This is a genomic window from Curvibacter sp. GW821-FHT09D12, assembly GCF_059416245.1.
In genome coordinates this window covers 1-26,923 of record NZ_JBWKOU010000042.1, presented here as the reverse complement: position 1 = coordinate 26,923, position 26,923 = coordinate 1, and the positions used below count along the sequence as shown (strand labels likewise).

The following is a 26,923-nucleotide window of genomic DNA, read 5'->3' as shown; positions in this document are numbered from 1 at the left end:
TGATGTGGGAGGCTCCGCTGAGCTTACCGGGGGTTGGGCTGCTGGGCTGGATGCGTGGGAGGTATTTCTTCAGCCTGTTAAGCCAACCGTGTACTCGCATCAAGTCGTTATCCGGCGTGAGCGGGGAGTAGTCCAATGGCATTGGTCAAGTTTCTCGGTCTGGCAGGCACCAAGTCAACCGCACCATGCCGGCTCCCAGCGCTTTAGAGCTGGGCCTTGATGCTTGTGAAAGCCTTATCGCCACGCTTGTAGCCAGTACGCGGGCCTGCAAAGGTCTGGGGCTGAACCGTCACACCGTGCATTTCATTTGTGTGAAACAGCTTCCAACCGACGCATTGTCCGGACTCGCTACCTCCACCCACCTGATAGGCGCGAAGCGCCGAGTGGCCCTGCTTGTCCGTACCATATGTGTGCGGTTCAACCGTCCTTCGATATCCGTCGTACATGAACGACAGCAGGTTGCGGCCTTGGACGGCTGTGGCGATGCTCACAATGGTTCTCCCTAGTCGCAGTAGTCGTCCCACCACGAACTGGTGTCGACGCACAGTGAGTAATTGACCATCTCAAGTTCTTCAGGGGTTTCTACCTTGCTGTAGAACTTACAGGTCAGTGGATACGAGTCTTGGATGACTGCGCCGTCACCCCTGCGCACGTCGCTGTTCGAACCCCACTGGAGCTGAACTCCGACCGAGCCGTGCGCAATGAACTGAATCTCCGCATGGTCCATTGAAGTCACCTCGATCTGGTGGACATCCACTTCATCGATGCAGTGATGAGTCGAAATTTCATCGAGGGAAAGAATGGTGTCGCCGATGACCTCACTGACCACGTCTTCGTGGACTCGCTCCTCAATCCTGCTGCACAAGAGCCTGCGCGTCGAATCAGCGCAGTCGAGGAAGGCCCGTAGCGCCTCGCAGGCTGCCAGCGCTTGCTGCTCAACTTCGTGCGGGCTAGAACCGAAGGAGTCCTCATTCACGTGAGTGAATTTGCTGAGCCGGTCGATGATCTTCAGCAGTGCTTGTCGTTCTGCAAAGACATCAATGCCCAGTTCGTCTTCTACATATGCCGGGTCAAGGCCACCATGCACAACGTAGCTAACCTTCTGCGCACGAGTGACTTTTCCTGCGTTCTTAGCGTCCGGCACGAACCATGAGGTTGCTATCACATGATGGTCAGGTGCGAACTCAACTAGTACGTGGCGAAACAACTCCCGAAAAGACGCAGAGAAGTTGTTCAAACGCAAGGGATTCGAGGTCTCCTGCACACTCTGCATCGTGGCGGCCAAGAGCCGCCTCTGGAACTCGTTGGCCATCCGCGGCATGAGCTCCTCCGCCAGTGCAAGTGCCGTCTGCATCGCGCCGTTCCGGAGTTCAGCCACCTCAGGCAGCCTGCTTGCCCTGGTAGGGCAACTGCAGTTCTTCCACGTCATACGTGAAGTCGAGCGGAACCTGGATGGGCTTCTGCGAGGAGTCTTTCGCGTTGTAGACGTCCACGTCGGTTTTGAGCTGATAACAGTCCCCGACGATTTGCTGACGCCGTTGCGCAAAAGACCGCACGAAGTGGTCACGAGGCGCTCGCTCGTCGTCCATGTCTGCCCACAGAGACATGGTCTTGTCGCCCTTCTTGGAACGAACAGCGTGCATGGCGCGATATCGCTGACCCTTGGCATCAGTTCGGTATTCCTCACGGAATTGCTGGGCGATGTCCGCTGCTATGGCATCGACGACGGTACGGACGCTGGGCTTGTGAAGTCCGTTGCGGTACGCCCACTCAGCTACCACATGCGGGTCGAGCAAGCCATCGCCTCCAAACTCCGCCTGATATCGCTCAATGTAGGACTTCACCTGATTCGCATATGCCGTCATAGCAGTTCTCAGCTCAATGTTGTGATTACTCGTTGAACGAGCCCCAACCATCGGCATCAGCCGACGGCAGCACCAGCGCTCGCACCTTAACTTGGTGCTTGCGCAAGAAGTCGTGGCGCCCCATCCTGCGCTGGAGTTGGCCGACCACCAATCCCGGATGTACATTGATTCGCTGCGCGAAGCGAAGTACTTTTTCCTCGGAGAAATAGGGCTGAACGCGAGCAATGAAGTTCTCAAGCTCTGCCGAAGGCACGCAGAACTCCGCACCTGCCGCATTGGCCAGCCGCTCGCATTCAGGCAACTCCACCTTGTCTTCGCCCACGTCGGTGTCGATGACCGCTTCATTGTTGGTCTTCCCGTCCTCGCGCAGCACGTGCTCAATCTCGTGCCGCAGGACGAACCAGAAGTTATCAATCCGGTCGAAGCGCAGTGTCATGCCGATGACCGGCTTGTTTTCCTCGAGCCAGAAGCAAGCGCCGTCCATCTTGGAGCCGGCAATGGACTCCACCAGCACAAGACGAACGCCTACCTCAGCCAGGATACGGGGCACATGTCGCACTTCCTCTGGCGAGAGGGTCAGTGCCTTAAGCTTGTCCAACGCTGCCAGAAGCTTTGCGCGCGAGTAGGCGGGCACCACCTGCTGTTTCGCCATGTCTTTCACACGAAACAACCAGGCCAACTGCAGCGGTGTGACATCTAGGGTCGCGTGGGTCTTCTTGGCGCTGTGGCATAGTTCAGGCTCCGCTGACATGTCTGGGATGGAAAAGAAGGCGCAAAATCTCTGCTCCAGCACGTCGATGTTTTCACTGGCGCACACCCAACCACGGCGGAGCATTTCCCGCACAGGGAACTTGTCATACAGCCGCGCCTTGCGCGCGACATTGTTGTTGGGGACTTTGACCTTGGAGAGCTGGTATTGACTCTCCAGATTCATCCAATAGTCGGGCGACATGCCAAAGGCGTCTGCCAAACCCTTGGCCGTCTCGGGCGTAATGGCGCGCTTTCCAGCGATGACCTCGCTAATTAGGCGCGGCGGCCGATCAAGAATATCTGCCAACTCTTGCTGGGTCCACTCCCGCGCTTCCAACTCCTCCCGCAGGAACTCTCCTGGCGGGAATACTTCAGCAGGCACGCGTGCGTTCATACTCTCTCCGATTTCTAGTGATAGTCAACAATTTCAATAATTCCGACGACTTTGCAGGGGTGGTTGCCTCGAATTTCCAGAATCAAACGCCATTGCAAATTCAGCCGTATTGAATGTTGTCCTTCTCTGTTCCCCTTGAGTTTTTCAAAGTTCAGCGACCTCACAGCCAAAAAGTCGCGCTCATCCCTGAAGGCGCGAACTTGTTGCATCCGTTTTCGATAGGCACGCACGACCTCCTGCGAATACCCAGCCGTGTACTGGGCATCGGTCTCTAAGCGGTCAAGGTCGTCATCGTCAAACTCAACATCCATGCGCTGAGTCTAGAACGAGCATCTTGCAATGTCAAGTCCATCTTTACACGTTGCGTAAAGATGGACTTTTTTATAAATGATCGCCTCGCTAAATCTTCGTTGCGCTTCACTCTTGAGAGTCCGCCGCCGATGTGTGCCCCACACAAACAGTCTTTTGAGCTTCGGGCTGACGCAGTTTGAATAGCTGGCCGGCGGCATTGTGAGGACGTGGTGTAGGTGTACGACCACCAGTGACCCAAACGTAGAGTTTGTAAGTCCGCTTAACGTGACCGCCTGTCGCCAGTTGAAATTTTGCGTGGTTGATACCAGCCCTTCTGGCTTCGACCCACTGTGCACTTCGCACGAAGCCTGCTGCAAATGACATCAGTGAGCCACCGTTTCTTGCGCAGACGCAGCACTGCCTTGTCGCCACTGTCCAGGCGGCAAACCGTTATGCCTGCGGAAGGCGGCCGAAAACGCGTACATCGATGTATACCCGACCCGTTCTGCGATATCGCTAAGGGCCATGTCCGGAGTTCGCAGGAGATCACGCGCGATTGCCATCCGCCAAGCCGTGAGGTAGCGCATGGGCGCATCGCCCAACACGTCTTGAAAGACGCGAGCAAATGTTGCCCGCGACATATTGCTTAAGCCAGCCAACTCGTCCACGGTCCAAGCCTTGCTGGTGGCGCCATGCATGGCCTGCAAGGCTTTGGACAGGCGCGGGTCCGAAGCGCCACGAAACCAGGCCGGCGCTGTTGCGCTGGACGCTAGCCCAGTGCGAATGCCCAGCACCACCAGGACGTCCAGCAATCGATCCAGAACCGTCTGCCGACCCGGCTCTAGATGAGAAAGCTCGCGCGATAACAGCGCCACGACGCCGTGAATTGGATCGTCGATGCGTGCGGGAATCGCCAACATCGATGGCAATGAATTGACCAGTCCCGCTCCGATGTCGCCGGAAAAGCGGTAGGCACCGCAGAGGAAAACAGCCGCACGCGGATCGCGCTCTGCCTCATTTACGGGTTGCTGAGCCCGAAAGTCTTCTGGCAAGACGCAGACCGCGCCGGGCTCGTGGGCGATGAAGTGGTCCGGGCCTCCCCGTACAAGGGCCAGGTCGCCCGGCCGCAGTTCAAGCGCCTCTTGCTCATGGCCCTCGACCCAAAGCCATGCCTGCCCTTGAAGTACAGCGTGCACCGCGAGTTGGATCGTGCCAGGCAGGCGCAACCCCCAGGGGGCGATAGCGATCGACCGCGCGAACACTCCACCGGAGGCTCGGGCGCGAGTCAGATGCTCTTGAAGTATGTCCACGAAATGAGCGTATCACACAAATTTACGAGCTATTTGATTATTGTTGCATTCAATGGTCGCCCCTAAAGTCTGCATCACCGACCTACATCCCGGAGATCACCATGACCGCCTGCACCCCCAGCATCCCTAGACCGACCCTGGTTCTCGGCGCCACCGGCAAGACCGGCGCGCGCGTTGCACAAAAGCTGCGCGAGCGTGGCACCACCGTCCGCACGGCGGCCCGGCGAGGTGCAGACGTTCGCTTCGACTGGGACGATCCGTCAAGTTTCGCCCACGCCGTGCAAGGCGCTCAGGCCATCTACCTGGTGTCACCCGTCCTGCGGGTCGACTTCGCACCGGTTGTTAGCCGGTTTTTGGACGAGGCGCAGCTCGCGGGTGTAGGCCACATCACCTATCTCAGTGCCCACGGCATTGAGCTGGCTCCGCCACAAGTGGCGCTGCGCGCAGTCGAGCTTGACCTGGCTTCGCGCCCATCCTTCACGCACTCGATCCTCAGGCCCGCCTGGTTCATGCAGAACTTCAGCGAGACATTCCTGAAACCGGTGAACGATGAGATCGTCGTGCCCTGCGGGATGGGGGCTGAGGCCTTTGTGAGTGCCGAGGACATCGCCGAAGTCGCGGCCGCCACGCTGACCGACCCTGTGTGTCATACGGGCCGCGCCTACGCCCCCACGGGCCCCGAGGCATTGACATTCGAGCAGGCGGCAGCGCTCATTTCGAGGGTGGTTGGACGCAGGATCACCTACCGTGACATTGAGCGCGAGGCCTGGATCCGTGCGATGACGCAGACGGGGGTGCCCGCAGAATACGGTGACGTGCTGCGCATGTTGACGGAGACGATTGCCAACGGTCACGGCTCGCAACCCAATGGCGACGTGCTGGCGGTCACAGGCAAGGCAGCATCGTCGTTCACTGAGTTCGCCGCCGCAACCGCCGCCGCATGGCGCTAACGCGCGCGGCCCTGCACCAGGCTGACAAGTGAGCTTTGAACGATCTGCCGCCATTGTGGAAGGCAAAACCTACCCACCATGGGCAATGCAGAAACCAACGCAGACACACGATTCCCATCAAGGAGAGCCCCCATGACAGGTTCACGCTACTCGACATTCAAGCCGGTCAAACCCTATTTCGATCTGGTGCGCACAGCCTTGGGCGAGCGCGTCGACGGCGAACACTTCTTCGACTGTGCGTCTGACGACATGACGTACGAAGTGCTCTACGAGCTCCCCGGTTGGCCACGTGTCATTCGTGGCAAACATGCACTCATGGAGAGTTTCCGGGGATACGGTCAGCACATCGTTATTCATGCGGCTGATCACCTGACGCTGCACGCAGCCGAAGACGGCAAGGTCGTGGTGCTGGAGTACGAGGTGCACGGGACAATCTTGTCAACCAACAAAGGCTACAACAACCGGTTTTGCTCGATCATCACCGTGACAAACCGTCGAATGGTGCATTGGCGGGACTACATGGACTCCCTCGCAGCCTGGAATGCACTGACCGTCCATGGCCTGTAACTGCAGGTGGAATGCGTTGGATGAGCTGCAGGTGAGGTGCCTGTCGCCACAGACCGCTCTCGGCCGAGGCTGTGTGAAAACACTTCTCGGCTTGTGGCTTCGAAAATCAAATAGGACACCTCATTTCGGTTCTGGGCTGTAAGCCAGCACAGCACGAATCTTGACCTCGGGATCGTGCAGGGCCTTAGACAGCAGTGACAGCGCCCCTGAGATCTTGAAGACCTCAGTGGATCTTGGGCTTCCATCCTTCAGAAGAGGAGCAGCTTGAGTCATCAAGCTTTCGAAATTGGACACGAGCGCGCGTAATCCTGATTCATCAAGCGAGATGTTTGCCTGACGGAGCAGTTCTTCTCGCCCCCCGTATTGATCACCTCGCCACAATTCAATCAGGCGTGTTGCGACCTGCTTCGGGTCCAGTTTGCTCTGGGCCGAAGCATGAAGCCAGTGGCGGCAGGCGGATTGCATCGCCATGCCGATATCCCCGGCGGAATCGTCAGCGTGCTCAAACCAATGCCGGTCAAGTTCGATGAACTGCTCAAACAAAGCCATTGCATCGGCAGGATGGTTGGGTTGCACCTCGGCCGCAACTTCGCTCAACCATGTTTCCAACTTGCGCCCATAGGCTGAGGCTTCGTCATAGCCATGGTATTTCGAAGAGCGCTGCCAGGCCTTCAAGGTTTTCTTGAACTCGTCGCTCAATGCGTTGGGTTGCTGGGTCATCTGTAGACGGAGCAATCGGTCCATGACATGTTCATGGTGAGAGGCCAATTCAAGCAAGACGGTACGCAGGGTGGCAGCGTCCCGATGCCGCAGAAATTCTTCAATCGACTCAGGCAGGGCGCTTGTCATCGATAGGCAGGGCTTATGGCTGCGTCAGAGGCTGCACTTCTGGAAAGATCCCAGAAAATTCCCTGCCAGTCGGAGATGCACCCCTCTGAGGAGCAGGTCGGACAGAACCAGTGGATGACTTCATCGTCATCCATGGCAGTCTTTACGTGCTGATCCTCCGACTGTTTGCGGCGATGACACAAGGGCCCAGGGACTTCCTCTGCGCGATCGAAGTTCGAGGCATGTGCGACGACCGCCATCACGAATTCAGCCATTTTCTTTGCAGCCACCTTTTCGGGTGCTATCGCGCCCTTGTCATTAAGATAGTGCCAGGCGTTGATCACGTACATAGGTCGGCATGAGGTTTGAGGGGCTTCGGATTGACTGGATAACCCACGTCCTGCAAAAAACAACGATCCGGCCTCAAGTCGATCACGATTGTCCCGCAGGAGCAAACGGTCGTGTGCCTCGGCAAGCAGGAAAGGTGGAACATCCCCAGAAGGTCTGGCCTGCGAGGCTGCCCATTTTGGCGGTTCGTTGGACCATTGACTGCTGGCATCTGGGACAGGCGGGGGCTAAGTTGTGGACTGCTTCTGCAGTCAATCTAGGGTCAGCCAATAAGACGGGCTCATATGGCGGAATGCTCTTTGCCTTCCTGGTGTCGCGTGCTTGCTTCTTGGGTGGATTGGAGCGTGAGGCTTGTGCGCGCTTAGCCTGAACTTGACCAATCATTCGGCGCAGTTCCGGCCCGTCGATCAGGCGAATAGGCAGATTTTTAGCGAAATTGCGGGCTGCCTCGGTGAAATGCCCAGAGGTGACGATGATGGCACCGTCAGCAGCAATGGCGGTCATGATGCCGTATTGCTCGCGTACGACCTCGGGGCCCACACGGTAGGTTTTCCAACGCTTGCACTGGACGATGTGTTTTTGGCTGTCCTTCCACAGAACAAGATCGATACCACCATCAGGCCCTCCTCCCCCGTTTTCTTCAACCGAGTAGCCTTGAAGCCGAAAGGCTTCGCCGACCAGCATTTCAAACTCACGCCAACTCATCTGCTGGAGGCTGTCTTGGGCAGGGTTGGTTGCCACCTGATCAAAGAGCTGCGCACGTTTTCTTCTGCGGATCACCGACACGATCGCGCCAATGCAACAGGCCAACGGCAAAGCGATCTGGCACGCAAAATAGATGGGTTGAACCATCACGTGGGCCCCAGATCGCAAAGAGCCAAAGACTCCATACAGAATGCCACCCAGGATCAGACTGACCCACCAGGGCAAACCTGACGTCATCTCAATGATGAGATCCAAAACACCGTCGTTCTTTCTTGACCTTCCCATTTCCTCTCCCTTTCTGCCCATGTGCTCTAGCGGCACCGGGCAGTGTGGGGAGGATAGCGAAGAACCTAGCTTCAACGAAGGTCTCTACCCTGGGTAAGGGTTGCTGTCCGAGGAATTTTTGCCGTCATCAGGCCGACCCGCATGGATAGAATTTGACCATTTCGTTCACTACGTCGGGTACCCACATGGCAATTGCTTCTCAGACGCTGTCTCAACTCCAAGCTGCCGGCTCGGCCGTGAATGCGGCGGGTCTTGCATTACAACAGGAGCTTCAGGCGCATTCGCAAGCCTTAATGGAGCAAATGGCCTTGCAACCTTTTGGCCGCGAGGTAGATGGTGCTTATCAGCAGATGCGGCAGGTGGCGCGCCTGGTGCACGAGATGAATTCCTTGGAACAGCAACTCAAGGCCATTTTCTTGGATGCCGCGCAGAAGGTTCAGGCCGAGGTTCCAGTCCTGCCCGCCCTGCCCTCTGTGACCCGCCAGCGTCGAGTTAAGCAAAGTTCAGTTGCCTCCCCCTCAGAGATGGTTGAGGATGCAAAGGTCGTCAGCAAGGCGCCTGGCAGGCGCAAAGCCAGCAAGCAAGCAAACTGCCACGGTTGAGCTATCTGCTGTTGCCGACAAACCAAAGATGTCCAACTCGGAGCTCTTGCTTAAAGCACTCAAGAAAATCCTTGGCAAACAGGCAAAGGCTGTTGGCCATGTCGAGATGGCTAAGATCAGTGGCCTGCCTCGCGGCTCGATCGGGGCATCAATCAAGAAGCTCGTTGAGACGAACAAGCTGACCGTTGATGCCAATGGCTTCTTCAAGCTAGTCTGAGACTCTCGGGTTGATTTTCATCCAGCAGGGCCCCCACCACAGCACATTCGCCAGGATGCCTACGTCATTCGCACCCAAGGAACCTCGCCCTTTGGGCATGGGGGCGTTGGTCGCCCTCCAGCGTGGCTCCTGTTGCCCGGCTTCGCCAACGCTGCAGGGTGCGCTCGCTCAGGCCACACAGCTCGCAGGCCAGGGCCAGTCGGGCCCCGGCGTTGCAGGCCTGGGTGATGAGTTCAGACATCTGTTGACGATCTTCAAGCGAGGTCATTCGTCCTCGTCTCTGTCCTTTTGGAAGATCGTCTCTAACTTTTTTGACAGCACCAGCAAGGCTGCGGTTTCTGCCAAGGCTTTTTCCTTGCGACGCAGGTCGCGCTCGAGCTCTTTGATGCGGCGCCGGTCCTGGGCGGTTTGTGAAGGGCTGGCCCGTTGATCTTGAGGATCGGCCAGCGACTGGGCTGCGGTTTGCCGCCACAGTTGCAGGTCGTGCAGCAGCACCCCGTTGGCTCGGCACCAGGCACTCTTGCCCGCCTCGTCCATCGCAGCCGTGGTCAGCAGGGCATCAAAGCGGGCCGCGGCGCTCCAAACCTTGCTGTCAATGCGAGGCTGGCTCAAAGCATCACTGCGCCAACGCTCCAGGATTGAAGCGCTCACACCCACCTCGGCTGCCACTTGGTCCAGTGGGGCGCTCTCGGGTGGCAACAGCTTTGCAAATGCTTTGTTCTTGAAGTCTTGTCCGTATCGGGCCACGTCGTTCTCTCATCGTCCTCACCCCCTAGTTTCTTCTGTTTTAAGGAGGCGACAACAAGTCTGACACGGGGGGCTATTCGGGTCTGAAAATTCGCACACCGCGTGAATTTGTCTAACTTCACCCGCGCATAAGTCAGGTAAACGGCCAAGCGCTCAATTGCGAATAGACCGTGTCCGGTCATACGGGGGCAATTCCACCAGCGTGACTAGTTGGTAACAAGAATTCCGCCTGCCGGGCTGCATCAAGCTTGATGGCTGAATTCGTCCAGTATTACGGAGCCGATCTGTCATCGCAAAGACATCACTCGTCAGCGCCCCTTGCTAACCTACAACGGAGTCTGAGTTGGATATCTACAGAGGCCGAGTGCTTCAGTTTTATACAAAAGGAGACAGGATGATCGATCTTTACAGTTGGGCGGCACCGAACGGTCACAAAGTGCAGATTCTGGTTGAGGAACTGCAGATTCCTTACCGGGTAATTCCGATCAATATCACTGCAGGCGACCAGCATACAGACGGCTATCGCGCGATCAACCCGAATGGGAAAATACCAGCGATCGTGGATCACGCGCCGTCCGACGGTGGCGTGCCGTTCATGGTCTTCGAGACTGGCGCCATCATGGTCTATCTGGCGGAGAAGGAGAAGCGCTTCCTCCCTACTGAGATGCGCAAGCGTAGCGAAGTACTTCAGTGGCTGTTTTGGCAGGTCGGTGGGATCGGCCCGATGATGGGCCAGGCCCAGCACTTCTTTCGCTATGCAGCTGATAAGCAGCCTTACGCCATCACTCGTTACCAGACGGAGACAAGACGTCTCTTGAAGGTGTTGAATGATCGTCTCGAAGGTCGGGAGTTCATCTGCGATGAGTACTCAATTGCCGACATGGCCAGTTTCTCCTGGATCCGGATCCACAAGATGACCGGTGTCCCACTGGACGAGTTCCCCCGTGTGCAGGATTGGTATGGCCGGCTGCGTAGCCGCCCTGGCGTTGGCCGCGGCCTGGATCTCCTGAGAGACCAATGGGTGGACGTAACTAAGTCTGACGAAGCGAAGCTCAACCTTTTCAAGAAGAGCCTTTAACCATGTCGATTGATACTGACCGGGTGGATGCGTTCTTCGATCTGCGGAGCCCTTACTCCTACCTAGCGCTCGGACCGGCCCGCGAGCTTGCTCAGCGCAGCGGCGTCGCCTTCGATTGGTGGCCATACGTGACAGACTTCCGCTCCGCGTACGGTGGAGAAATCGAGCAGCGATCAAGTCGCGACGTCGCGAAGCTTAAGTACCTATACATGGATTGCCGGCGGCTCGCAAAATTGCAGGGGTTGACGTTGCGGTCCACGACGAAGCTCTGGAATCCGACGCTCGCGAGTCAGGCCATTCTTTTTGCAAAGGCCAGAAATCGGCTTTGGGAGTTCTGCGACCCAGTTCTCACGGCATTCTGGCGGCGCGAGTTCGACTTGGAATCTCCCGCTGAGGTAGAGGCGGCTCTGGTCAACGCGGGGATGTCGCCTTTGGAGTGGAATGAATTCCTGCAAAGAGACGCCGAAGGCGCATTGGCGGGGACGCTCGAACATGCAGATAGGCTGGGCGTGTTTGGGGCACCGACTTTCATCTACAGGGGGGAGATGTTCTGGGGCGGAGACCGTATGGATCTGCTGGCGTCGGCGATCATAGATGCATCCGAAAAAGGTAGGGATGAACGCTGTACTCCGCCCCTTTCTAGCGGCTGAGGTTTGGCTGCCAGTCTCTTTTTTCTTTGGAATTGTTCATGAATAGAGTCCATGTGGATGTTGCGATCATCGGAGCTGGAAGCGCTGGGATATCTGCCTACAAGGCGGCCCTTGCACATACATCCAGTGTTCTGGTCATCGAGGGTGGCCCATACGGAACGACCTGCGCGCGAGTCGGCTGTATGCCCAGCAAGCTACTTATTGCAGCTGCAGAGGCCGCGCATTCTGTGGACCAAGCCCATGCGTTCGGTATCCGGGTTGGGGCGGCTCATGTCGACGGTGCTGCGGTTATGAAGCGCGTCCGTGACGAACGTGATCGTTTCGTCGGATTCACGGTCGGTGCAGTTGAAGGTTGGCCGCCTGAGCATCGCCTGCGTGGCTATGCGAGATTCCTGGATGATCACACTCTGCAGGTAGATGAGCACACCCAGGTGATTGCCGAACGCATCGTCATTGCCACCGGCTCTCGTACCAACGTGCCGGCGCAGTGGCGGCAGGCCGTTGGTGAGCGGTTGATCGTCAATGACGATGTCTTTGAATGGACCATGTTGCCAAGTTCACTTGCCGTCCTGGGAACAGGCGTGATCGCGCTGGAGTTGAGCCAAGCGCTGTATCGCCTCGGGGTCAGGGTGACGATGTATGGGCGCAGCAATCGCATGGGGCCATTGACAGACCCTGCCTTGCAGGCGCTGACCTCGCAGATCGTCGGCGATGAAATTCCTTTGCAGATGGAGGCGAAAGATCTGCGCCTAAGCCGTGACGGTGACGAGGTACTGGTGCACGTCGGCGACGATACGCGGCGGTTTGAACGGGTATTGGTCGCCAGCGGCCGGAGCCCGAACATCTATGAACTGGATCTGTTTCGGACCACGCTTCCAATCAACTACGACGGTATTCCGGTCTACGACCAGGAAACAGGTCGTGTCGGTGATAGCCACGTCTTCATTGCGGGCGACGTCACCAACGAGTTGACGGTGTTACATGAAGCTGCCGATTCAGGACGCATTGCCGGGGACAATGCTGGGCGCTATCCAGAGGTGCGGCGCCGAAAGCGCCGCACCCCTTTGAGCATTGTCTTCTCAGATCCGCAGATCATGGTGGCGGGCCAGACGCACGCGCAGTTGAGCCAGTCCGGTGTGGATTTCACGGTTGGAATTGTGTCCTTCGCCAACCAGGGTCGCAGCCGAGTCATGCTGAAGAACAAAGGGGCATTGCACTTGTATGCGGCAAGCGACTCCGGGCAACTCCTGGGTGCGGAAATGATCGGGCCTGCTGCAGAGCATGTTGCCCACTTGTTAGCCTGGTCCATCCAGCGTCGTGACACTGTGCATGAGATGCTCGGATATCCCTTCTATCACCCTGTCATCGCAGAAGGCTTGCGCACAGGCCTGCGGAATCTCGCACGGGCCATGCCCAATCAGAAACAAGGAGGAGCCTTTCTCGGCTGAGTTCGGCACAGTTCGGGCTAGGTCCGCGGCCTTACGCTGTCAACGCGTCACCGCGCTGTCAAATCCCGATGTAATTGCGCAGTTGTTGAATGTGGACGATCAAATAGCCTTTGGTGCCTTCGGTAAGGACGATTCCATCCTGCTTGAAAGACGCCAACGCCATGTTCACTCGCTGGCGCGAGAGTCCACAAATCAATGCCAATTCGTGTTGATTGATCGACAACCTATGCGTGTCTTCGCTTCCGTTTTTGGCGAGCATCAGGAGTGCCTTCGCAACCCGCTTCTCAGGTCCCAGCAGGCGCGAAGCCACAAGCATCCCGACGAATTCGCCCATTCGGGCGTTCAGGACATCGCAAAGAAAGTTGCTGAACTCAAGTGAGGAGCTGCGCAGCAAATTGAAGGTATTCGCAGGAATAAGGCAGAGGTGTGCGTAGGTCAGAGCGCGCAGGTCGTACTGCATCAACTCCCTCTTCAACAAGGATCCATCGCCGCACCATTCTCCGTCCCGCAGGTAGTAAAGCGTCGTCTCGTCTCCCTCAGGGCCCACAATGTACATCTGCAGGTGACCGCGCATGACGCCGTACCAGTATGCGCTGGGCTCACCGGCGCGAGCAATATACTCGCCAGAGGCCACCTTCTTCTCTACTGACGTTCCTAGCGCCATGGCTCGAAGTTCGGGGGAGAGCGCGTGGAACCATGGCCACTTCCCGAGGAAGTCGGCTACGCTTGACACGGAAGTATCGTCTACTGTGGATGCTCGGATGATTCCTTGTTCCATCATTCGTTTGCAACGCCTCAGGCACTGGCCACTATGTTGATTCGGCCTAGATCGAGGAGTCCATCTGGAAGCGGCCACGGTAGGCTCCCGGACTCATCCCAATGCGCTGACGGAAAAGTCTGGAGAAGGAGCTGGTGTCGCTGTATCCGACCTGACTCGCCACTTCTTCCACGCTATGTGAACTTGTCTCGAGCAGTGCGCGCGCAGCTTCTAGCCGAAGATCTTGAAGATAGGCTAGCGGCGTTTGGTCCAGAACGCTGCGGAAGCGCCGGATGAGGGTTCTGTCACTGACTGCGAGCGCATCGGCAAGCTCTGTGATCCTCAGGTCATTGGTCATGTTGCTCTGCAGCCAGCGTTGGGCTCGATGCACCAGCTCGTCTGAGTGGTTCTTCTGTGCCAGCAATGGAAGGTACGGAATCTGGCTGGTTTGACTCACGTCGATCAGCATTGCCTTTGCACACTGTGACGCGATGACCGGCCCAGCAAAGCGCTCGATGACCCGCACGGTCTGAATCAGGTACGACGCTGACGCGCCTGCGCAGATCAGTCGATCCATCTCCGTGATCACGGGGCGAAGTTGTAGGTCGACGTGCGGAAACTTTGCCCTGAATTGGCGCTCAAGCCACCATGTGGTCGTTGCCGTGCGCTCATTCAGCAAGCCCGTCTGGGCCAGGATGAAGGTACCCGTGCAGTTCGCCGCGATCCATGATCCCGCGCGCCATTGCGCTGTTAGCCATGCGCAGGCATCGGCCTGCCGGTCGAGGAACTGGTCGAACTGTCGGTGCCCACCATAGTGAAAGCTAGGCACAAACACCAAGTCATAGCGTTCACGCGGTCCCAACTTGTGGGTTTGCAAAGGTAACCCATTGCTGGCGATCGCCGAGTCACCCGACGGCGACACGAAACGCCAATCGAACAATGCCGACGCCGGCGCATTTTCGAGCTTCAGATGCGAGTTCGCAATCTGAAGGATGTCGGCAAACCCTGCCACGCTAGAGGCGTAGCAGCCGTCGAAAGTCAAGATGGCAGCACGTGTCATTCGTCGTAAACAGCATAAATCATGTCAGTTTCGACAATTTACACGAACACGTGCCGTCCGCCTAATAAGCGATGCTGGCCTCTAGAGCAGCGACTACAAAAAGGAGCACAAATGAGCGGCATACCCCTTGCGTCATTGCGCAGCAACGTTCCTAGCTGCGATCAAGGTTCGCAGAGCCAAATGGATGTGAACTCCGGCGAGGTCGTTGACAGAGAACCCCATCCAGCTTTTGAAGACGGCGACCAGGTTTCCATACTTGGAAACTGTCAAGGATTCGCTGTTCTGCCCGCCAGCCAAGTGCAGTACTTTTATCGTGGGTACGCGCTGGTAGCCATCCCAGCAGTGGCGATGGCAGCCTTGGTCGGGATCGCTTATTTCGTGTTTGGGCTGTCGTTCTGAGGTCTCGCCGTCTGAAGCTCGATGCGAGATGGCGAATTTAGCACAAGTAAAGTCAATATCGCCAATGTACGAACAGGGCTACGTGTCGGTTAATAGAGGGATGGCATCCCGACCCAGTAACAAATACAAGGAGTTCCCCATGAGCCTGTCACAGCGTGCAGTTGCTTCACGCGAAGGACATTTCAGTGCTGTTCTTTCTGCCTGCGTTCAACATGGGGAGGTGCGGTATGTCTGAGGTCACGCCGCCGCCCGGTGCCCTGTTGCGTCCGGCGAAACTCGAAGACCGCTATCGGCTTGATCGCGGCCCCGCCTACATCAGCGGTTCGCAGGCCCTGGTTCGACTGCTGCTCAACCAGAGTGCGCGCGACCGTGCGGTAGGGTTGAACACCGCCGGATTTGTCAGCGGCTATCGTGGGTCGCCCTTGTCGGGTCTTGACCAGACTCTCTGGGGTATTCAGAAATTCCTCAAAGAAAGACAGATCGAGTTTATCCCGGGTCTCAACGAAGATCTGGCTGCGACGGCCTGTTGGGGAACCCAGCAATTGATGCAGCACCCGGAGGAGGCCACGGTAGATGGAGTGTTCGCCATGTGGTACGGCAAGGGGCCCGGCGTTGACAGAAGTGCGGACGCCCTCAAGCACGCCAACGCGGCTGGAACTTCTCCGCATGGCGGAGCCCTCGTGCTGGCCGCAGACGACCATACCGCCAAGTCGTCCTCGTTCGCCCACCAAAGCGAACAGTTGCTGGTCGCATCGTTCATACCTATCCTGTACCCGAGCAACGTGCAGGAATACCTTGACTATGGGATTCATGGCTGGGCGATGAGCCGCGCGTCGGGCCTGTGGGTGGGGCTCAAGTGTGTGGGAGACATCGTTGAGACCACTTCGATCGCAGACGTCGATCCGTTCCGGGTCGAGTGTCGGCCGCCCGAGGATTTCGAGGCGACGGAAGACGTCCACATCCGTTGGCCCGACGTGTGGGCGACGCAGGAGCCGCGGATCGTGCGCACCAAGCTGCCCTTGGCGCTGTCCTACTGTCGTGCCAACGGGTTGAACCGCATCGTAGCCAAGGGCGCAGGTTCCCGCATCGGCATCATTGCAGGCGGTAAGCCCTATAACGACGTGCGCGAAGCCCTGGGGATGCTCGGCATCGGCGAGCAGGATCTGGCCGCGAGGGGCATCGCCATTTTGAAGCTCGGCATGGTCTGGCCCCTGGAGCCGCAGATCATCCGCGAGTTTGCGCAGGGCCTCGACGAGATCTTCGTGGTCGAAGAGAAGAGGGCGCTGATCGAGCAGCAGGTCAAGGACATCCTCTACCCGCTTGCCGTAAGTGGCGAGAAAGCGCCTCAGGTCGTAGGTAAGTCCAGTGGTGGGCTCCAATGCGCGGAATTCGAGATTCCGCATGGACAGCGCCTTTTGCGCGGAGACTCCGAACTCGGGCCCGTGGACATCGCAGCGGCCTTGCAGGCGCGGCTTCATGCTGCGGGCATGGACGCATGCCAGGCCCTCCCCTACACGCCAGAAAAGGGAAAGCTCCTGGCGCCCCTCATGCGCACGCCGTACTTCTGTTCTGGCTGCCCGCACAACAGCTCTACTAAGGTACCCGAGGGTTCGCGCGCCTCGGCCGGGATCGGCTGCCACTACATGGCCAACTGGATGGATCGCCGTACCGAAAGCTACACGCACATGGGCGGCGAGGGTGCTCCGTGGGTGGGGCAAAGCCGCTTCTCCAAGCGGCCTCACATGTTCGCTAACATGGGCGATGGCACGTTCTTCCATTCGGGCTCGCTCTCCATCCGGCAGGCCGTGGCGGCAAAGACGCCGATAACGTTCAAGGTACTGTTCAACGATGCGACAGCGCTCACGGGCGGGCAGCCGCACGACGGACCGCTCACGGCACCAATGCTGACGCAACTGCTACATGCCGAAGGCGTGGCACGCGTCGTGGTCGTCAGTGACGACATCGAGAAATACAAGGGGCACGAAACAGCGTTTGCGCCTGGCACGACCTTCCATCACCGGCGCGATCTAGATGCCGTCCAGCGCGAGTTGCGCGAATTGCCCTTCGTGACCGCCTTGGTCTACGACCAAACCTGCGCCGCCGAAAAGCGACGCCGGCGCAAGCGAAACAAGTACCCGGATCCTCCGGTTCGCTACGTCATCAATCCGGAAGTGTGCGAAGGCTGCGGCGACTGCACCGTCAAGAGCAACTGCGTCTCCATCGAGCCGCTGGAGACGCCGCTGGGCCGCAAGCGCCAGATCAACCAGTCCTCCTGTAACAAGGACTACTCCTGTGCCGACGGCTTCTGCCCTAGCTTCGTGGCCGTGGAGGGCGGGGCCTTACGCAAGAAGCCGGTCGACTCCGGTGCCGGCTCTGAAGGGGATCCCGCCGCCTGGCCCGAGCCAGCCCATCCCCAACTGCCAGCGCTGCACACCAGCTACGCCGTACTGGTCAACGGCATCGGCGGCACGGGTGTGCTGACGATCGGCAACATCCTGGGCATGGCGGCGCACCTGCAGGGCCTGCATTGCTCCGTGATGGACATGGCCGGCCTGGCCCAGAAAGGCGGCGCGGTTTGGAGCCATGTACGCATCGCGGCAACGGCCGAAGGCATCTACGCGCCCCGCATACCGGACGCCGCCGCGGATGCGCTCATCGGGGGCGATTTGGTAGTGAGCGCACATCCGGATTCCATCAGCCGGTTGAAGCCTGATTGCCGCGCCATGGTGAACACCAATGTATCGCCCACCTCCGACTTCCAGCGTAACCGCGACTTCAGCATGCCGAACGAGGCGCTGTGGGCCACTATCGAGCAGGCGTGTGCAGAGGAATTCCTGACCAAGATCCCGGCCCATGACATCGCGGTGCGCTACTGCGGAGATAGCGTCTACGCCAACATGATCTTGTTGGGCGCCGCTTGGCAGGCGGGGCAGGTTCCGCTGTCGCACGATGCGCTGTGCCGCGCGATCGAGTTGAACGGGCAGGCGGTCGCGGCCAACTTGCGTGCATTCAAGATCGGTCGGCAGTACGTTGTGTCGCCAGAGCGGCTGGTGGCAAAGCCAGCTGCGGTGGTGCATTGGGTGGCAAAGGCAGGCAAGGAAGACGTGCAGGAACTGGTTCAGGACCGCCATGCGCGGCTCGTGGCCTATCAGGGTAGTAGCTATGCCCAGCGGTACGATGACTTTCTGCGTACTGTGCGCTCGTCCGGTTCTGCCAAGCCCGTCGGCTACGAACAGGCCGTCGCCAAGAATCTCTTCAAGCTGATGGCCTACAAGGACGAGTACGAAGTGGCGCGCCTGCATTCGTCTCCTGAACTGCGCAAACTGATCGAAAGCCAGTTCGATGGAGAATACAAAATTGGGTTTTCCTTGGCGCCCCCACTCTTTACTCGTCGCAACTCGGATGGTCTGCTCCGCAAGCAACTGTACGGCGGATGGATGGCGTCGGCATTTGGAATCCTTGCGAAGCTGAAGTTCCTTCGGGGTACGTTGTTCGACCCGTTTGGGTACACGCATGAGCGTAGGACGGAGCGCGCGTTGATCGAGGAATACATGCAGGGTATCCAGGCGACGATGCCTTTCTTGGCGGCCAAGCAGAAAGAGTGTCTGGAGTTGGCGCGCATTCCCGAGCAGATCCGTGGGTTCGGGCATGTGAAATTGCAAGCCATCGAAGAGGCGCGTGAACGCCAGCGGGCCTTGCTGGAAGAGATCACTGGCAAGAACAATGCACCGATGACCAAGGGACATCGGTTGCAAGGAGCATCCACGTGAGCATGAAAGATACCGAATCCATCCAATGCAGTGTGCACGACGGCGTATGGCATCTCTGTATAGCTCGGCCTGAGAAGCGCAATGCGCTCACCATACCGATGTTTGCGGCCATTGCCGATGCGCTGACGGTCGCAGATCAAAGAGATGATGTGCGCTGTGTTCTGGTGACAGGGACGGGCGACGTGTTCTGCGCCGGCCATGACTTGAAGGCCTTCGACGAATGGCCTCAGCAGTCGCAGGATGCCGTGCCAACCTTCCTGCATGCCATCGCTGACGTAAGGAAACCAGTCGTGATTGCGGTGCATGGCTCCGCTACAGGGATCGGCGTGACTTGGCTGCTGCATGCCGACTGGGTGGTGACGAGTGCCGACACCGTCTTCCGGCTTCCTTTCGTCGACCTGGAAATCGCTCCGGAGGCGGCCAGCACGCTGCTGTTGCAGCGGGCCGTTGGCCTGCCGCGGGCCAAGCGCCTGCTCCTCGGCGGCGAGAAGTTCACGGGCGCCGAGGCATGCGATTGGGGACTTGTCGCAGAGATATCGCCCGCGGCAGAGATCGGTGCGCGGGCCTGGGAGCGTGCAAAGTTTCTCGCTGCGAAGGATCCCATGATTCTTCGTCGCATCAAGGACTGGCTGCATCCCAGCAGCGAATATCACCAACGCATTGATGAAGAGGTGATCGAAATCAACGCGGCCGTCGGCCGCCGTCGAAAGGCAATGGAGAGCACGCAATGAAACGCGCACACATCGTTTACGCGCACCCTGAACCGAACTCGTTCGTCGCGGCCATGCGCGACTTGACCAAGGAAGCCTTGGAGAAAGATGGCTGGCAGACGAGTGTGACCGATCTGCAGGCCATTAACTTCAATGCTGTGGCCAGTGCGGACGATTTTGGTGCCAGGTCACGCGAGGACTATCTAGTCTATCCATTGGAGCAACGTCATGCCTGGCAAAACCAGACCATCGACCCACAAATTGCCGCCGAGGTCGAGGCCGTACGCAATGCGGATCTGCTTGTGCTGGTGTTCCCCATCTTCTGGTATTCGGCACCAGCTCAACTCAAGGGTTGGATCGACCGGGTGTTCTTGTCTGGGGTTTTCTATGGAGGAACGCGTGTCTATGACCGCGGCGGCATGCGCGGCAAGCGCGCGATGATCGTCGCATCACTGGGGGGGCGCGACTACATGTTTGGTCCCGGCTCGATCCATGGGGACTTGAAAGACATGCTCAAGCACTTGCTGCAAGGCACGCTGGGATATGTGGGCTATTCTGTACATGAGCCGTTCTTTGCGTATCACGTCCCTTACGTGGACGATACAGAACGAACGGGCATGCTCATGAAGCTCTTCTATGCCCTGGAGAACATCGACAGCCGCCCGGTGCTGCCAATGCCCAGCCTGGATGATTTCGACGACCAGTTCCGGCCCAAAACGGCGCAGACTCCGTCAACCTGAGTCCGGAGTTGTTAGATGACCGAAATCATTGATGCATGGATGCAGCTGCCGAACAAGGCATACCTGCTCAACCCCATGTTCGATTCGCTGCGCCGATGGCCGACGGCATGGCGGACTCTGGCGGAGGACCATCCGGACATTTCGCACGACGAGGCCCTCAAGACGTTTCGCGAGCAAGGCGTCACGCGAGCGATCGCGAGTGCGTGGTGGGGACCGGCAGGGCCGATGATCACGAACGACGAAGTGGCCGCGGCGGTCAAGGTGAACGCCGGATACGTCGTCGGCGTTGCGTCTGTCGACATCAACAGGCCGATGGACGCAGTGCGGGAACTCCGCCGATGCGTCAAGCAGTTTGGTTTCAAGGGCTTGCGTGTTTTGCCTTGGCTGTGGGGGCTTCCTCCCGACGACCGCAGGTACTACCCTCTCTATGCCGAATGCGTCGAACTCGACATCACGTTCTGTCTGCAGGTGGGCCATGCCGGGCCGATGCGGCCTTCGGAGCCTGGGCGGCCGATCCCCTATTTGGACAACGTCGCGCACGAGTTCCCTGAACTGCGCATCGTCGGTGGGCACATCGGATTCCCATGGGTGAACGAGATGATCTCGCTCATGATGAAGCACCCGAACGTATACGTCGACACCTCGGCCTACAAGGCTTCCCGCTTCCCTCAGGAAATGGTGGACTACATGCGCGGGCCCGGAAAGCGCAAGGTGCTTTTCGGCTCCAACTTTCCGATGCTGACCCCAGCAGAATGCCTGAAGGACGTCCAGGCGCTGGAACTCGGAGACGATGTACTCACCCTATTTCTTGGAGGGAATGCGCGTCGCGCGTTCAACCTGCAAGATTGATTCCACTGGCCGCATTTTGCTTAACAACTGAAGGAGACTCACATGGCATGGGATATCGAAGTCATTGATGAATGCGCCGTCGTGCGCATGAACACCAACAAGGTCAACGTCCAGAACGATCAGTTCTTTGCCGACCTGCATGCAGCATTCGATCGCCTCGAACGCGAATTCAGCGAGCTCCCCGTCGTTTTGACGGGGCAGGGTGATGCGTTCTCGGCTGGTATTGACTTCCAGTACAGTTTCGAGATCTTCGGAAGCGGTAACCTCGATAAGATCCGCGACTGGTACAAGGCCTACCGCGAAACCAATCTGCGCATCTTCCGGTACCCTAGGCCTACGGTTGCGGCTATCAACGGCCACGCCATTGCCGGGGGCCTGATCACTGCCCTGGATTGTGATTTCCGCATCGCGGCCCGCAAGACCGCGAAATTCGGTCTCAACGAAGTGCCCATTGGCATTCCGATGCCGGCGGCCTATGTGGAGATCATCAAGTACGCTCTTGGCGACAAGGTGGGGGCGCTGACCACCTTGCGCGGCGAGTTGTACGGTCTGGATGAGGCCGAGCGACTGGGGTTCTTTCATGAAGTGGTGGAGCCGGGACAACTGCTGTCCACGGCCATTCGCTACGCGCGCTGCATCACCCCTGACTGCAACGTCGCCTATGCGATGTCCAAGAAAGCACTACAGGATGCAACCAACAAGCAGATTGACGAGCGCACTGTTGCTCTCGATGCTTTGCTGCCGAACGGTATGAGCGACCCTGGAAACCGGCAGGCCCAAGATCGCCGTCGGCAGGAAATCATGCACAAGCGCAAATAAGGTCGTGCGTCGGGGCTACTTGTGCTGCCGCGCAATCGCCGTCTGGATCAGCGGCATGTGACCCTGTACCAGTTCCAGTACCGCTCAGAAGTAGAAACTTCCGGCCTCTCTGACATCGCAGTTGCTGCCTCCAGGCAGCAACTGCGGGCGAATTCAGCGGGTGTGGCCCACTCCAGCGCAGAGTGGGGACGACTCTCGTTGTAGTACCTGCGCCACGTTTCGATTTTGGTCTGCGCATCCGCCAATGACAAGAACCAACTCGCGTTCAGGCACTCCTGCCGCAGTCGACCATTGAAGCTCTCCACTGCCGCGTTGTCTGTCGGTTTGCCTGGCCGGCTGAAGTCCAACTCAACGCCGCGCTCGTAGGCCCATTTGTCCATCACCTTGGAGATGAACTCACTTCCGTTGTCTGTCTTGATCGTGCCTGGTAGGCCACGTTGGACACAGACGTCGCTCAGCGTTCGCACGACATCTTCCCCCTTCAAGCTCTGGCCAACCGCGATGGCCAGGCACTCCCTGGTGAACAGATCTACGACCGTCAGCATGCGCAGCTTTCGGCCATCAAACAAGGCATCGACCACGAAGTCCATGCTCCAGATTTCATTCATGGCGTGGGCCAACTGCTTAGGCTGGCGTAACTTGGCCGCTTTGTTGCGCCGCGGCCTTTTCAGGCGCAGCGACAGACCTTCTTCCCTATACAAGCGGTAGACCCGTTTGACGTTGTCCCTGTGGCCCTCGCGGCGGAGCATCACGTGCACCCGGCGGTAACCGTAGTGCACCCTTGTGTCGGTGATCTCCTTGATGCGCATCTTCAGTGCCGACTCGTCCTTCTTGACCGCTTTGTACAGGTAGGTCGAGGTCGACATCTTCACCACACGCAACGCATTGCGTTGGCTGCATCCAAAGCGCTGCATCAATTCGGGCACCAACGCGCGCCGCTGCGAAGGCCTCAAAGCTTTTTTGCAACGACTGCCTGCAACATCGCCTTGTCCAGGCTCCGATCGGCCACGATCTGCTTGAGCTTGCGGTTTTCCTCTTCGAGTTGTCGCAGTCCACGCTGCTCCGAGGGACCCACGCCTGCGTACTTCTTACGCCACACATAGAACGTCGCATCGCTGATGCCCATCTTGCGGCAGACCTCCTCAACGCTGATGCCCATCTCAGCTTGCTTGGCGCAAGCTGAGATCTGCTGGAGAATCCGCACGAAACTCAGCACGCTCGCATGAACATGAATACAGATCCGCTTGATTCTTTTCTTTCCCGGTCGTCTTGGATGGCAGCACTGACCGAGGAAGAAGTGAAGCGTGTGCGATGCGCTATCAGGGTGCGCAGCTTTACCGCTGGCAGCGTTGTATTTGGGCGCGGCATGCCGACAGCACATTGGGCCGGTGTGATCCATGGCATGCTCAAGCTCGATAACATCACTGAAGAGGGCAAGATCAGCACTTTCGCGGGCGTTCCCTCGGGCGCCTGGTTTGGCGAGGGATCAGTGCTCAAGGACGAGCCTCGGCCTTACGCTGTTACGGCGCTCACCGACAGCGTGGTTGCTATGTTGCCACGCGATGAGTTCCTGAGGCTTTTGTACGAGAGCCATCTATTTGCGTTATGGCTCATTGGACAGCTCAATGCACGACTAGCGCACTACGTGGCGCAGGTGCAGACTGATCGGCTGGGCGATACCACGGCGCAGGTCGCATACAGCTTGTCTGGGCTATTCAACGACGAGCTGTTCCCCAACACATCGAGGCTCATCACCCTGTCACAAGAAGAATTGGGACGCCTGTCAGGAGTTTCACGCCAAGTGGCCAACCGGGCGTTGCAAGAGTTACAGGACCGTGGCGCGATTCGCCTGGGTTATGGCTCCATCGAGGTGATCGACCTGAAGGAACTACAAGCCATCGCAAGGGAATGATGATCGCTCAGTTCGACGGCTCGGATTGAATGCGCGCTAGCTTTGTGATGGCCTCGCGGCTGCCCGCCATCTCGCGCAGGCGAAACTTTTGGATCTTTCCCGTTGCCGTTCGGGGCAGCGTTCCGAACAAAATCTGGCGCGGACATTTGAAACGCGCCAGATGCCTGCGACAAAAGTCAATGAGTTCTTCAGCGCTCACACTCCCCACGGCATCGGGCCTAAGCTCCACGAAGGCGCAAGGTACCTCTCCCCATCGTTCGTCGGGCTGAGCCACCACGGCTGCAAGAAGCACTGCGGTATGGCGATGCAGCACATCTTCCACCTCCACCGACGAAATGTTCTCACCGCCAGAGATGATGACGTCTTTGGAGCGGTCGGTGATTTGCAAGTAGCCGTCGGGGTGCAGCACCGCGATGTCGCCAGTGTGGAACCAGCCGCCCGCAAAGGCCTTGGACGTGGCCTCAGGGTTCTTTAGGTAACCCTTCATCACGGTGTTGCCGCGCAGCATGATCTCGCCTGCGGTCACACCATCAGCTGGCACGGGCTGCAGGGTCTCAGGGTGCATCACGCTCAAATGCTCCAACGCTGCAGCGCGCACGCCCTGGCGGGCCTGCAACTGTGCGCGTCCGTCCTCCGACAAGGCCGCCCAACCAGGCTGGCGCACGCAACTGACGGGCGTACCCGAGACTTCAGTGATGCCATACACGTGGTCGACATCGAAACCCATGGCGGCGATAGCCTGCAGAATGGCGGCAGGCGGCGGCGAGCCCGCCGTAAGAACGCGTACAGGGCGCGGCAGTACGATGCGCTCATGTGCAGGTGCATTCGCAAGCATGGCCAGCACAGTGGGCGCGGCGCAGAAATGGTCCACGCCATGCTCGGCAATGGCATCGAAGATGGCCTTGGCCGTGACCTTACGCAGGCACACATGCGTGCCTGCGGCCGCGGTAATGGCCCAGGTGAAGCACCAGCCGTTGGCGTGGAACATTGGCAGCGTCCACAGGTACACAGGGTTGCGCGGCGTGGCCCAGTCGATCAACTGCAGCATGCTCATTAGGTAGGTGCCGCGGTGGCTGGGTACCACGCCCTTAGGGTCACCGGTGGTGCCTGAAGTGTAGTTTAGCGCGATGGGGTCCCATTCGTCCTCAGGCCACACGCCTTCGAACGCCGGGTTGCCTTCGGCCAGCAGGGCTTCGTAATCGAGCGCGCCGAAGTTTGGCTTTGCAGGTAGGCCTGCATCGTGAATCGCGACCATCAGCGGTGGGTGAGCTAGGCCCGCGACGGCCTGCGCCGCGAGCGCGGCGAATTCGCTGTCCACCATAAGGATGCGCGCCTCACCGTGGTTCAGGATGAAAGCGATGCCCTCGGCGTCGAGCCGGCAGTTAATTGCATTGATGACCGCGCCGCACAACGGGATGCCCAGGTGCGCCTCAAGCATCGCCGGCGTGTTGGGCGCAATGATGGCCACAGTGTCGCTACGTTGCACGCCGCGCTGTGCCAGGGCACTTGCCAGACGGTAGGCGCGCTCACGCGTCTGCGCCCAGGTTTGCCTGGTACCGGTGTGTACCACTGCGATTCCTTCGGGGTGTACTAGTGCACTGCGGTCCAAGAACCCCAAAGGGGTGAGCGGCAAGTAGTTGGCGGATGTTCGTTCCAGACCACCCTTGTAAGGGCTGCGGGATGGGCAGTTTGGTGTACTTAAGGTCATGCTGTTGTCTCCACAGATGCTATTCGTGATGGGTGGTGAAGGATTCGACGCTTTCGCGTTCAGTTACCAGCGTGTTTTCGATGCCTCCCGGGTCGGCGTAGCCCAGGCTCATGCCACAGACCACCATCTCGGTATTGGGGATACCCAGCTCGGTGTGGATGATCTGGTGAAACTTGGTGAACGCCACCTGCGGACAAGTATCAAGACCGCGTGCGCGGGCCGCCACCATTAGGCTCTGGAGGAACATCCCGTAGTCCATCAGGCTACCGGCCTGCAGTACCCGATTCACCGTAAAGATCAGGCCCACGGGCGCATCGAAGAAGCGATAGTTGCGGCCATGCTGGGCGTGCATGCGCGCCTTGTCACCCTTAGCAATGCCGAGCAGGCCATAGAGATCCCAGCCCACCTTGCGGCGCCGTTCCACATAGGGTGACACCCATTCAAGCGGGTAATACTGGTAGGGCTCGGTGAGACCTACAGATGCTTCACCATTGTTGTCCACGGCAGCGATTGCAGCGCTCAGCCGATCTTTGGCGCCGCCCGTGAGCACGTGTACGCGCCATGGTTGGGTGTTCATGCCAGATGCCGCGTGGCGTGCCACGTCAAGGATGGCATACACCTCACCCCGACCTACCGGCGTGGGCAGAAAGGCGCGTATGCTGCGCCGAGAGACGATGGCCCAGTCCACTGCCTGGCGTAGCGGTAGGGCCGCGAGAGGTGGCGAGCCGGGGGAGCGGCAGGAAGGCGGGATGGGATGGTTGGGCAAGGCCACTGGTAGGTCTGAGCAGTTCATGGCGGAATGCTATGCATGGCGGCCGCGCGAGACTGTCGACGCGATGACATTCCTGGACCCCCGGACTGGCATTCACCTTTGTGAGATGCACCTCTAGCGACCAACTGGAGAATGACGGATATGAAGAAAAGCAGATTCAGCGAGGAACAGATCATTGGGTTCCTTCGACAGGCGGAGGCAGGCATGCCTATCAAGGAACTCTGCCGCAACGGCGGCTTTAGTGATGCGACTTTCTACAAGTGGCGTGCCAAGTTCGGCGGCATGCAGGTCTCGGAGGCCCAACGCCTGCGAGAGCTGGAGTCTGAGAACGCAAAGCTCAAGCGGCTATTGGCCGAGGCGCACCTGGACATGCATGCGCTCAAGAGCGTTCT

At 58.6% G+C, this 26,923-nt stretch carries 28 protein-coding genes and 1 pseudogene; 15 read left to right on the top strand and 14 right to left on the bottom strand.

Going from position 1 to position 26,923, the window contains the following annotated elements; genetic code table 11:
• Positions 1-502: 502 nt before the first annotated feature.
• From AC07PT_RS29930 to AC07PT_RS29910, 5 genes are all read right to left on the bottom strand, one after another.
• Positions 503-1,354, bottom strand: a complete 852-nt coding sequence (locus AC07PT_RS29930) for a pPIWI-associating nuclease domain-containing protein (RefSeq protein WP_492349333.1) — start codon at positions 1,352-1,354, stop codon at positions 503-505.
• A gap of 25 nt (positions 1,355-1,379) precedes the next feature.
• On the bottom strand, positions 1,380-1,865 hold the full coding sequence (locus AC07PT_RS29925) for a hypothetical protein (protein ID WP_494659121.1): 486 nt from the start codon (positions 1,863-1,865) through the stop codon (positions 1,380-1,382).
• A 25-nt stretch (positions 1,866-1,890) separates the two neighbouring features.
• Positions 1,891-3,009 (bottom strand): HigA family addiction module antitoxin, encoded by a 1,119-nt coding sequence (locus tag AC07PT_RS29920; protein ID WP_494659120.1) that lies wholly within the window; start codon positions 3,007-3,009, stop codon positions 1,891-1,893.
• A gap of 14 nt (positions 3,010-3,023) precedes the next feature.
• Positions 3,024-3,320, bottom strand: coding sequence for a type II toxin-antitoxin system RelE/ParE family toxin (locus tag AC07PT_RS29915; protein WP_492349336.1), 297 nt, complete (start codon positions 3,318-3,320; stop codon positions 3,024-3,026).
• Between the two features lie 363 nt (positions 3,321-3,683).
• Positions 3,684-4,610, bottom strand: coding sequence for an AraC family transcriptional regulator (locus tag AC07PT_RS29910; RefSeq protein WP_492349337.1), 927 nt, complete (start codon positions 4,608-4,610; stop codon positions 3,684-3,686).
• Positions 4,611-4,711: 101 nt separating this feature from the next.
• On the opposite strand from AC07PT_RS29910, the gene AC07PT_RS29905 reads away from it, so the two are divergent.
• A complete protein-coding gene (locus AC07PT_RS29905; protein ID WP_492349338.1) occupies positions 4,712-5,560 on the top strand; it encodes an NmrA family NAD(P)-binding protein in 849 nt (282 codons plus the stop codon).
• Between the two features lie 132 nt (positions 5,561-5,692).
• Positions 5,693-6,127, top strand: coding sequence for a nuclear transport factor 2 family protein (locus AC07PT_RS29900; RefSeq protein ID WP_492349339.1), 435 nt, complete (start codon positions 5,693-5,695; stop codon positions 6,125-6,127).
• A 120-nt stretch (positions 6,128-6,247) separates the two neighbouring features.
• On the opposite strand, the gene AC07PT_RS29895 is transcribed toward AC07PT_RS29900, so the two are convergent.
• The 3 genes from AC07PT_RS29895 to AC07PT_RS29885 all read right to left on the bottom strand — a co-directional run bounded on the left by AC07PT_RS29895 (position 6,248) and on the right by AC07PT_RS29885 (position 8,263).
• Positions 6,248-6,976, bottom strand: a complete 729-nt coding sequence (locus tag AC07PT_RS29895; RefSeq protein ID WP_492349340.1) for a DUF6880 family protein — start codon at positions 6,974-6,976, stop codon at positions 6,248-6,250.
• The gene (locus AC07PT_RS29890) at positions 6,973-7,305 is read right to left on the bottom strand and encodes a hypothetical protein (RefSeq protein ID WP_492349341.1); all 333 of its coding nucleotides are present in this window, start codon (positions 7,303-7,305) and stop codon (positions 6,973-6,975) included. Before AC07PT_RS29890 ends, AC07PT_RS29895 begins: the two co-directional genes overlap by 4 nt.
• 82 nt (positions 7,306-7,387) lie before the next feature.
• Positions 7,388-8,263 carry a restriction endonuclease gene (locus AC07PT_RS29885; RefSeq protein WP_494659119.1) on the bottom strand — a complete coding sequence of 292 codons (876 nt, stop codon included), beginning with the start codon at positions 8,261-8,263 and terminating at the stop codon, positions 7,388-7,390.
• 215 nt (positions 8,264-8,478) lie between these two features.
• Here AC07PT_RS29885 and AC07PT_RS29880 point away from each other — a divergent pair, with 215 nt between their 5' ends.
• On the top strand, positions 8,479-8,895 hold the full coding sequence (locus tag AC07PT_RS29880; RefSeq protein WP_494659118.1) for a hypothetical protein: 417 nt from the start codon (positions 8,479-8,481) through the stop codon (positions 8,893-8,895).
• Between the two features lie 28 nt (positions 8,896-8,923).
• Complete coding sequence (locus AC07PT_RS29875) at positions 8,924-9,112, top strand: hypothetical protein (RefSeq protein WP_494659117.1); 189 nt, start codon at positions 8,924-8,926, stop codon at positions 9,110-9,112.
• 88 nt (positions 9,113-9,200) lie between these two features.
• Here the strand turns inward: AC07PT_RS29875 and AC07PT_RS29870 are convergent.
• Positions 9,201-9,859 (bottom strand): annotated as a pseudogene (locus AC07PT_RS29870) (IS3-like element ISAzo10 family transposase); the annotation flags it as partial.
• A gap of 394 nt (positions 9,860-10,253) precedes the next feature.
• On the opposite strand from AC07PT_RS29870, the gene AC07PT_RS29865 reads away from it, so the two are divergent.
• From AC07PT_RS29865 to AC07PT_RS29855, 3 genes are read left to right on the top strand one after another with little or no spacing between them, the layout of a single operon-like run.
• Positions 10,254-10,937: a glutathione S-transferase N-terminal domain-containing protein gene (locus tag AC07PT_RS29865; protein WP_494659116.1), complete on the top strand. Its 684-nt coding sequence runs from the start codon at positions 10,254-10,256 to the stop codon at positions 10,935-10,937.
• 2 nt (positions 10,938-10,939) lie between these two features.
• Positions 10,940-11,587, top strand: coding sequence for a 2-hydroxychromene-2-carboxylate isomerase (locus AC07PT_RS29860; protein ID WP_492349345.1), 648 nt, complete (start codon positions 10,940-10,942; stop codon positions 11,585-11,587).
• 38 nt (positions 11,588-11,625) lie between these two features.
• Positions 11,626-13,035 (top strand): dihydrolipoyl dehydrogenase, encoded by a 1,410-nt coding sequence (locus AC07PT_RS29855; RefSeq protein ID WP_492349346.1) that lies wholly within the window; start codon positions 11,626-11,628, stop codon positions 13,033-13,035.
• A gap of 58 nt (positions 13,036-13,093) precedes the next feature.
• Here AC07PT_RS29855 and AC07PT_RS29850 read toward each other — a convergent pair whose 3' ends face one another.
• The gene (locus AC07PT_RS29850) at positions 13,094-13,813 is read right to left on the bottom strand and encodes a Crp/Fnr family transcriptional regulator (protein ID WP_494659115.1); all 720 of its coding nucleotides are present in this window, start codon (positions 13,811-13,813) and stop codon (positions 13,094-13,096) included.
• A 46-nt stretch (positions 13,814-13,859) separates the two neighbouring features.
• The gene (locus AC07PT_RS29845) at positions 13,860-14,834 is read right to left on the bottom strand and encodes a GlxA family transcriptional regulator (protein WP_492349348.1); all 975 of its coding nucleotides are present in this window, start codon (positions 14,832-14,834) and stop codon (positions 13,860-13,862) included.
• A 129-nt stretch (positions 14,835-14,963) separates the two neighbouring features.
• Between AC07PT_RS29845 and AC07PT_RS29840 the strand changes: the two genes are divergently transcribed.
• The 6 genes from AC07PT_RS29840 to AC07PT_RS29815 all read left to right on the top strand — a co-directional run bounded on the left by AC07PT_RS29840 (position 14,964) and on the right by AC07PT_RS29815 (position 22,139).
• Positions 14,964-15,251: a hypothetical protein gene (locus AC07PT_RS29840; RefSeq protein ID WP_492349349.1), complete on the top strand. Its 288-nt coding sequence runs from the start codon at positions 14,964-14,966 to the stop codon at positions 15,249-15,251.
• A gap of 227 nt (positions 15,252-15,478) precedes the next feature.
• Positions 15,479-19,021, top strand: coding sequence for an indolepyruvate ferredoxin oxidoreductase family protein (locus AC07PT_RS29835; RefSeq protein WP_492349447.1), 3,543 nt, complete (start codon positions 15,479-15,481; stop codon positions 19,019-19,021).
• Positions 19,022-19,023: 2 nt separating this feature from the next.
• Positions 19,024-19,752, top strand: coding sequence for an enoyl-CoA hydratase-related protein (locus tag AC07PT_RS29830; RefSeq protein ID WP_492349448.1), 729 nt, complete (start codon positions 19,024-19,026; stop codon positions 19,750-19,752).
• The gene (locus tag AC07PT_RS29825) at positions 19,749-20,471 is read left to right on the top strand and encodes an NAD(P)H-dependent oxidoreductase (RefSeq protein WP_492349350.1); all 723 of its coding nucleotides are present in this window, start codon (positions 19,749-19,751) and stop codon (positions 20,469-20,471) included. Before AC07PT_RS29830 ends, AC07PT_RS29825 begins: the two co-directional genes overlap by 4 nt.
• Before the next feature lie 15 nt (positions 20,472-20,486).
• The gene (locus AC07PT_RS29820; protein WP_492349351.1) at positions 20,487-21,320 is read left to right on the top strand and encodes an amidohydrolase family protein; all 834 of its coding nucleotides are present in this window, start codon (positions 20,487-20,489) and stop codon (positions 21,318-21,320) included.
• Between the two features lie 42 nt (positions 21,321-21,362).
• Positions 21,363-22,139, top strand: coding sequence for an enoyl-CoA hydratase/isomerase family protein (locus AC07PT_RS29815; RefSeq protein ID WP_492349352.1), 777 nt, complete (start codon positions 21,363-21,365; stop codon positions 22,137-22,139).
• Positions 22,140-22,186: 47 nt separating this feature from the next.
• Here the strand turns inward: AC07PT_RS29815 and AC07PT_RS29810 are convergent.
• A protein-coding gene (locus tag AC07PT_RS29810; RefSeq protein ID WP_494659122.1) for an IS3 family transposase occupies positions 22,187-23,298 on the bottom strand; the annotation gives its coding sequence in 2 pieces (ribosomal slippage) (positions 22,187-23,103 and positions 23,103-23,298; 1,113 coding nt in all).
• A gap of 114 nt (positions 23,299-23,412) precedes the next feature.
• Here AC07PT_RS29810 and AC07PT_RS29805 point away from each other — a divergent pair.
• Positions 23,413-24,051: a Crp/Fnr family transcriptional regulator gene (locus AC07PT_RS29805; RefSeq protein ID WP_492362992.1), complete on the top strand. Its 639-nt coding sequence runs from the start codon at positions 23,413-23,415 to the stop codon at positions 24,049-24,051.
• A gap of 7 nt (positions 24,052-24,058) precedes the next feature.
• Here the strand turns inward: AC07PT_RS29805 and AC07PT_RS29800 are convergent, their stop codons facing one another.
• Together AC07PT_RS29800 and AC07PT_RS29795 are read right to left on the bottom strand one after the other, a co-directional pair.
• The gene (locus tag AC07PT_RS29800; RefSeq protein WP_494659114.1) at positions 24,059-25,759 is read right to left on the bottom strand and encodes an AMP-binding protein; all 1,701 of its coding nucleotides are present in this window, start codon (positions 25,757-25,759) and stop codon (positions 24,059-24,061) included.
• Between the two features lie 19 nt (positions 25,760-25,778).
• A complete protein-coding gene (locus AC07PT_RS29795; protein ID WP_492349355.1) occupies positions 25,779-26,552 on the bottom strand; it encodes a nitroreductase in 774 nt (257 codons plus the stop codon).
• 120 nt (positions 26,553-26,672) lie between these two features.
• Between AC07PT_RS29795 and AC07PT_RS29790 the strand changes: the two genes are divergently transcribed.
• On the top strand, positions 26,673-26,923 hold a 251-nt coding region (locus tag AC07PT_RS29790; protein WP_494659113.1), incomplete at its 3' end, for a transposase.

Bases quoted from the DNA above. Each gene is read 5' to 3' on its own strand.
- AC07PT_RS29820 (WP_492349351.1), top strand. From the start codon at position 20,487: ATGACCGAAATCATTGATGCATGGATGCAGCTGCCGAACAAGGCATAC.
- AC07PT_RS29800 (WP_494659114.1), bottom strand. From the start codon at position 25,759: ATGACCTTAAGTACACCAAACTGCCCATCCCGCAGCCCTTACAAGGGT.
- AC07PT_RS29920 (WP_494659120.1), bottom strand. From the start codon at position 3,009: ATGAACGCACGCGTGCCTGCTGAAGTATTCCCGCCAGGAGAGTTCCTG.
- AC07PT_RS29815 (WP_492349352.1), top strand. From the start codon at position 21,363: ATGGCATGGGATATCGAAGTCATTGATGAATGCGCCGTCGTGCGCATG.
- AC07PT_RS29795 (WP_492349355.1), bottom strand. From the start codon at position 26,552: ATGAACTGCTCAGACCTACCAGTGGCCTTGCCCAACCATCCCATCCCG.
- AC07PT_RS29915 (WP_492349336.1), bottom strand. From the start codon at position 3,320: ATGGATGTTGAGTTTGACGATGACGACCTTGACCGCTTAGAGACCGAT.
- AC07PT_RS29850 (WP_494659115.1), bottom strand. From the start codon at position 13,813: ATGGAACAAGGAATCATCCGAGCATCCACAGTAGACGATACTTCCGTG.
- AC07PT_RS29805 (WP_492362992.1), top strand. From the start codon at position 23,413: ATGGCAGCACTGACCGAGGAAGAAGTGAAGCGTGTGCGATGCGCTATC.
- AC07PT_RS29835 (WP_492349447.1), top strand. From the start codon at position 15,479: ATGTCTGAGGTCACGCCGCCGCCCGGTGCCCTGTTGCGTCCGGCGAAA.
- AC07PT_RS29880 (WP_494659118.1), top strand. From the start codon at position 8,479: ATGGCAATTGCTTCTCAGACGCTGTCTCAACTCCAAGCTGCCGGCTCG.
- AC07PT_RS29840 (WP_492349349.1), top strand. From the start codon at position 14,964: ATGAGCGGCATACCCCTTGCGTCATTGCGCAGCAACGTTCCTAGCTGC.
- AC07PT_RS29865 (WP_494659116.1), top strand. From the start codon at position 10,254: ATGATCGATCTTTACAGTTGGGCGGCACCGAACGGTCACAAAGTGCAG.
- AC07PT_RS29875 (WP_494659117.1), top strand. From the start codon at position 8,924: ATGTCCAACTCGGAGCTCTTGCTTAAAGCACTCAAGAAAATCCTTGGC.
- AC07PT_RS29830 (WP_492349448.1), top strand. From the start codon at position 19,024: ATGAAAGATACCGAATCCATCCAATGCAGTGTGCACGACGGCGTATGG.
- AC07PT_RS29905 (WP_492349338.1), top strand. From the start codon at position 4,712: ATGACCGCCTGCACCCCCAGCATCCCTAGACCGACCCTGGTTCTCGGC.
- AC07PT_RS29930 (WP_492349333.1), bottom strand. From the start codon at position 1,354: ATGCAGACGGCACTTGCACTGGCGGAGGAGCTCATGCCGCGGATGGCC.
- AC07PT_RS29860 (WP_492349345.1), top strand. From the start codon at position 10,940: ATGTCGATTGATACTGACCGGGTGGATGCGTTCTTCGATCTGCGGAGC.
- AC07PT_RS29895 (WP_492349340.1), bottom strand. From the start codon at position 6,976: ATGACAAGCGCCCTGCCTGAGTCGATTGAAGAATTTCTGCGGCATCGG.
- AC07PT_RS29925 (WP_494659121.1), bottom strand. From the start codon at position 1,865: ATGACGGCATATGCGAATCAGGTGAAGTCCTACATTGAGCGATATCAG.
- AC07PT_RS29825 (WP_492349350.1), top strand. From the start codon at position 19,749: ATGAAACGCGCACACATCGTTTACGCGCACCCTGAACCGAACTCGTTC.
- AC07PT_RS29900 (WP_492349339.1), top strand. From the start codon at position 5,693: ATGACAGGTTCACGCTACTCGACATTCAAGCCGGTCAAACCCTATTTC.
- AC07PT_RS29855 (WP_492349346.1), top strand. From the start codon at position 11,626: ATGAATAGAGTCCATGTGGATGTTGCGATCATCGGAGCTGGAAGCGCT.
- AC07PT_RS29890 (WP_492349341.1), bottom strand. From the start codon at position 7,305: ATGTACGTGATCAACGCCTGGCACTATCTTAATGACAAGGGCGCGATA.